Source organism: Rhodococcus sp. (in: high G+C Gram-positive bacteria), from assembly GCF_049591685.1.
Lineage (GTDB): Bacteria > Actinomycetota > Actinomycetes > Mycobacteriales > Mycobacteriaceae > Rhodococcoides.
Genome location: NZ_JBAWFH010000463.1, coordinates 1 through 3,645, shown reverse-complemented (window position 1 = coordinate 3,645; position 3,645 = coordinate 1). Strand labels below are relative to the sequence as shown.

The window sequence follows — 3,645 nt, the reverse complement described above, 5'->3', positions numbered from 1 at the left end:
GTGCCCCTGCGCACGGTCGCCTTCGGCGCCGCGATCGTTGTGGTCGCAGTCGCCGTGGCCCTCCTGGGGTATCGAACCCTTACGCCGTCTTCACCCACGAGCGAGTCGAGCGTCACCGCAGGGGCGACCGTGACCGATAACCCGGAGCCGGCCGATACCCCGGAGCCGACCGATACCCCGGAGCCGACCGATACCCCGACAACTGCTCCAGCGGTGTCGTCGGCCGTGCCGATTCTCTCGCCCGAGTACTCGCGATTCGCCTTCGGCAGGGTGAGTGTCGAGATGCCGGCGCTGTGGTCTGCCCGTTCAGAACCGGATCGCCTCGTCCTGGTTCCGCCGGAGGTTCCCGATCGACGCATCGTCGTCTCGACGGTGGAACTCGTACCAGGGGCATCGTTCGACGACGTGGCCGACGATCTGACGGGTCAGATGGAAGAGAGCGGGCAGAACTCCGCTGTCGGGAGCTTCACGCGTGCAACGGACTTCGACGGTCGGGTGGGCATGTCTTACACGGAGAACCCGCAGGACGGCTCGTCGGTGCACTGGCGGGTTTTTGTCGAGGACGGAATGCAGATCAGCATCGGGTGTCAGGGCGCCGAGGGCTCCGAAGCGGTTCTCGCGGACGAGTGTGCCCGCGCCGTATCGACCCTCGAGATTTCTCCTGCCGGTCCATAGTCGAGATCGACTCGGCGATAGTTTGCGAACGAGGGAACCGATCGCCCTGGCCGCTGCGTCCAAGCAGTAGTAGGGGAGATCCCGACCACATCAGCACCAGTTCCGAACCCGAGTTCCACAACCAGATTCCACCGAACCCAGATTTCACCAAACCCAGATTTCACCAAACAAGGAGTCGACATGGCAGAAACCGATATTCAGACCATGCTCGCCGTGGCCGCCAAGGTCGACGGCCTGCGCGAGCAGATCGGCGGATTGCTCAGAGCACTTCGCGCCGACGTCGACATGGCAGCGTCGGGCATCTGGAAGGGCACTGCGTCCACCACGTTCGCTCAGGTCATGACCAGTTGGGATTCCAGCGCCTTCAAATTGGAGAACGCACTCGCGGGTATCAGCGAGTCCATCACAACCAGCGGCGTGCAGTACGACCAGTCCGAGCAGGACAACGTTTCTCAGCTTCGAACCGTCGGAGGCAGCCTCAATTTGTGATCGGCCCCGGGGCGGGAAGTACGCGCCTTACCTTGAATCGCGAAGATTCGCAATGGCTTTCGAGCAAGACTCGGCTCCGGCCGATCCAACGAACGTAAAGGACCGATGATGACGAGTGGCGAAATCAAATACAACTTCGGTGCGATCGGCGACCTCGCCGGCGGCATGACCACGAAGTGGGGATCTCTGAACGAAAGGCTCGACGAGGTCAAGTCGTCGATCCAACCGCTGGTCGCGACCTGGCAGGGTGCCGACTCCGACGCGTACCAGGTCAAGCAGGCCGAGTGGAACGCAGCGCAGGCAGAGCTGAACGGCGTTCTCCAGTCGCTGATCGGTTCGGTGACATCCGGCAACCAGCGGATGCAGGAACAGGAAGCCATCAACAGGTCGCGCTTTTCCTGACGAGCCTCGAAGTTCTTGCAAGGCCCCGGCGTCGTCGACGCCGGGGCCCGCTGCTGCGGTGAGAGGGGCCTCGTAGTTCACTGAGGTGCATGAACAGCGACCGCGCACGCATCGACGAGGCCAGGACGGTGGTCGCCGCGCGCCTCGGGTCGTTGCGGGCGCAGTTCCAGGCCATCGTCGACGGCTCGCAGTGGTCGACCGACGACGACGAGCACGATCCGGAAGGGTCGACCATCGCCTTCGAGCGTGCAACGGTGCTGTCGCTGGCGCGTGACGCCGAGGACGAGCTACGCGAGCTGGACGAGGCGGCGGGGCGGGTGGTCGCAGGCACCTACGGACGGTGCGAGCGTTGCGGCAAACCCATCGCCGATGCACGATTGGATGCCCTGCCTGCAGCACGTCGCTGCATCGCCTGCGTACGGGTCCGGTGAGTCCAGCGTGGGCGTTTTGACCCGGGGGAGTGCTTACCGGTATCGTCGCTCGTTGGCGTGTATGAGCTCGCCACGTATCTCGATGCGTGGTGGCTCCTGAACTCGGGTCTCAACTGGCCGCCGAGGTCATCGACACGTTTTGGCCAGCAGCGACATCATGAAGACAGGAATTTCTGTGTCTACATACAGCCCCAAGGCCGGGGACACCACCCGGACTTGGCATGTGATCGACGCGACGGACGTCGTGCTCGGACGCCTCGCCGTCCAAGCCGCGACTCTGCTCCGCGGCAAGCACAAGCCGACCTACGCACCCAACGTCGACGGTGGCGACTTCGTCGTCATCATCAACGCCGAGAAAGTTGCCATCAGTGGCAACAAGCTCGACGGCAAGTTTCACCACCACCACTCCGGCCACCCGGGCGGTCTGAAGTCGCGTTCGACCCGACAGGTGCTCGAGAGCAACCCCGATCGTCTTGTGGAGAAGGCCGTCAAGGGCATGATCCCCAAGAACAAGCTCGGTAATGCCATCGCGGGCAAGCTCAAGGTGTACGCGGGACCGAACCACCCGCACGCCGCTCAGCAGCCCGTTCCGTTCGAAATCAAGCAGGTGTCCCAGTGACGGCGCCGGAGGGAAATGACGTGACGTCGCAGGAAAGCCCGGAAGAGATCGTCGAGATCGCTGCGGACGAGTTCGTGTCCGTCGAAGAGCCCGAGGTCACCGAAGAGATCGAGGCCGCAGCCGCCGCGCCGGCTCCGATCCTGTTCGATCGCCCCGTGCAGACCGTGGGACGCCGTAAGGAAGCTGTTGCGCGTGTTCGGTTCTCACCGGGCACCGGCGGCTTCAAGCTCAACGGTCGCAGCCTCGAGGACTACTTCCCGAACAAGGTTCACCAGCAGCTCATCAAGGCTCCCCTGGTGCTCGTCGATCGCGCAGAGTCCTTCGATGTCATTGCTCTGCTGCACGGCGGCGGACCGTCCGGCCAGGCAGGCGCTCTACGTCTCGCCATCTCGCGCGCCCTCATCGAGGTCACACCGGATGACCGCCCGCCGCTCAAGGCTGCAGGCTTCCTCACCCGTGATGCGCGTGCGGTCGAGCGTAAGAAGTACGGCCTGAAGAAGGCCCGTAAGGCGTCGCAGTACTCCAAGCGCTGACGCTGTCGATCATCTCTACCCGCGAGGGCAGGCGCCGATGCAATATCGGATGCCTGCCCTCGCGGCATTTCGTACTCGACTATTGCTGTGTTCCGGCGAAGGGGGACGGGTCCGCATGACTCGACTGTTCGGTACCGACGGTGTACGAGGGTTGGCCAACGGCTTGCTGACCCCCGAACTGGCGCTGAAGGTGGCCAAGGCTGCGGCCCACGTCCTCGCATCGACGCGCGGGTCCACGCGTCCCGTCGCCGTCGTGGGCCGCGATCCGCGTGCCAGCGGTGAGATGTTGGCCGCAGCGGTAACGGCCGGCCTCACTGCATCGGGAGTCGACGTCGTCGACGTCGGTGTACTCCCCACCCCCGCGGTCGCTTTTCTGACGGCAGAGTACGGGGCTGCGCTCGGCATCATGATTTCTGCATCGCACAATCCCATGCCGGACAACGGAATCAAGATTTTCGCGGCAGGCGGTCACAAACTCGACGACGACGTCGAGGAC

At 63.9% G+C, this 3,645-nt stretch carries 6 protein-coding genes and 1 pseudogene; all 7 read left to right on the top strand.

Features of this window, described 5'->3' with window-relative positions; all coding sequences use genetic code 11:
* A partial coding sequence (locus WBQ44_RS19240; protein WP_495568270.1) for a type VII secretion-associated protein occupies positions 1-675 on the top strand: 675 nt, incomplete at its 5' end.
* 180 nt (positions 676-855) lie between these two features.
* Positions 856-1,164 (top strand): WXG100 family type VII secretion target, encoded by a 309-nt coding sequence (locus tag WBQ44_RS19235; protein ID WP_495568269.1) that lies wholly within the window; start codon positions 856-858, stop codon positions 1,162-1,164.
* A gap of 105 nt (positions 1,165-1,269) precedes the next feature.
* Positions 1,270-1,566, top strand: a complete 297-nt coding sequence (locus WBQ44_RS19230) for a WXG100 family type VII secretion target (RefSeq protein WP_495568268.1) — start codon at positions 1,270-1,272, stop codon at positions 1,564-1,566.
* A gap of 89 nt (positions 1,567-1,655) precedes the next feature.
* Complete coding sequence (locus WBQ44_RS19225; RefSeq protein WP_495568267.1) at positions 1,656-1,997, top strand: TraR/DksA family transcriptional regulator; 342 nt, start codon at positions 1,656-1,658, stop codon at positions 1,995-1,997.
* Between the two features lie 175 nt (positions 1,998-2,172).
* Positions 2,173-2,616: a 50S ribosomal protein L13 gene (gene rplM / locus WBQ44_RS19220; protein WP_495568266.1), complete on the top strand. Its 444-nt coding sequence runs from the start codon at positions 2,173-2,175 to the stop codon at positions 2,614-2,616.
* A complete protein-coding gene (rpsI, locus tag WBQ44_RS19215) occupies positions 2,613-3,149 on the top strand; it encodes a 30S ribosomal protein S9 (protein WP_495568265.1) in 537 nt (178 codons plus the stop codon). Before rplM ends, rpsI begins: the two co-directional genes overlap by 4 nt.
* Before the next feature lie 115 nt (positions 3,150-3,264).
* A pseudogene (locus WBQ44_RS19210) lies at positions 3,265-3,645 on the top strand (phosphoglucosamine mutase); the annotation flags it as partial.

What these genes read in the sequence shown, in the direction of transcription:
- WBQ44_RS19225 (WP_495568267.1), top strand. Translation starts at nt 1,656, where the DNA reads ATGAACAGCGACCGCGCACGCATCGACGAGGCCAGGACGGTGGTCGCC.
- WBQ44_RS19230 (WP_495568268.1), top strand. Translation starts at nt 1,270, where the DNA reads ATGATGACGAGTGGCGAAATCAAATACAACTTCGGTGCGATCGGCGAC.
- WBQ44_RS19235 (WP_495568269.1), top strand. Translation starts at nt 856, where the DNA reads ATGGCAGAAACCGATATTCAGACCATGCTCGCCGTGGCCGCCAAGGTC.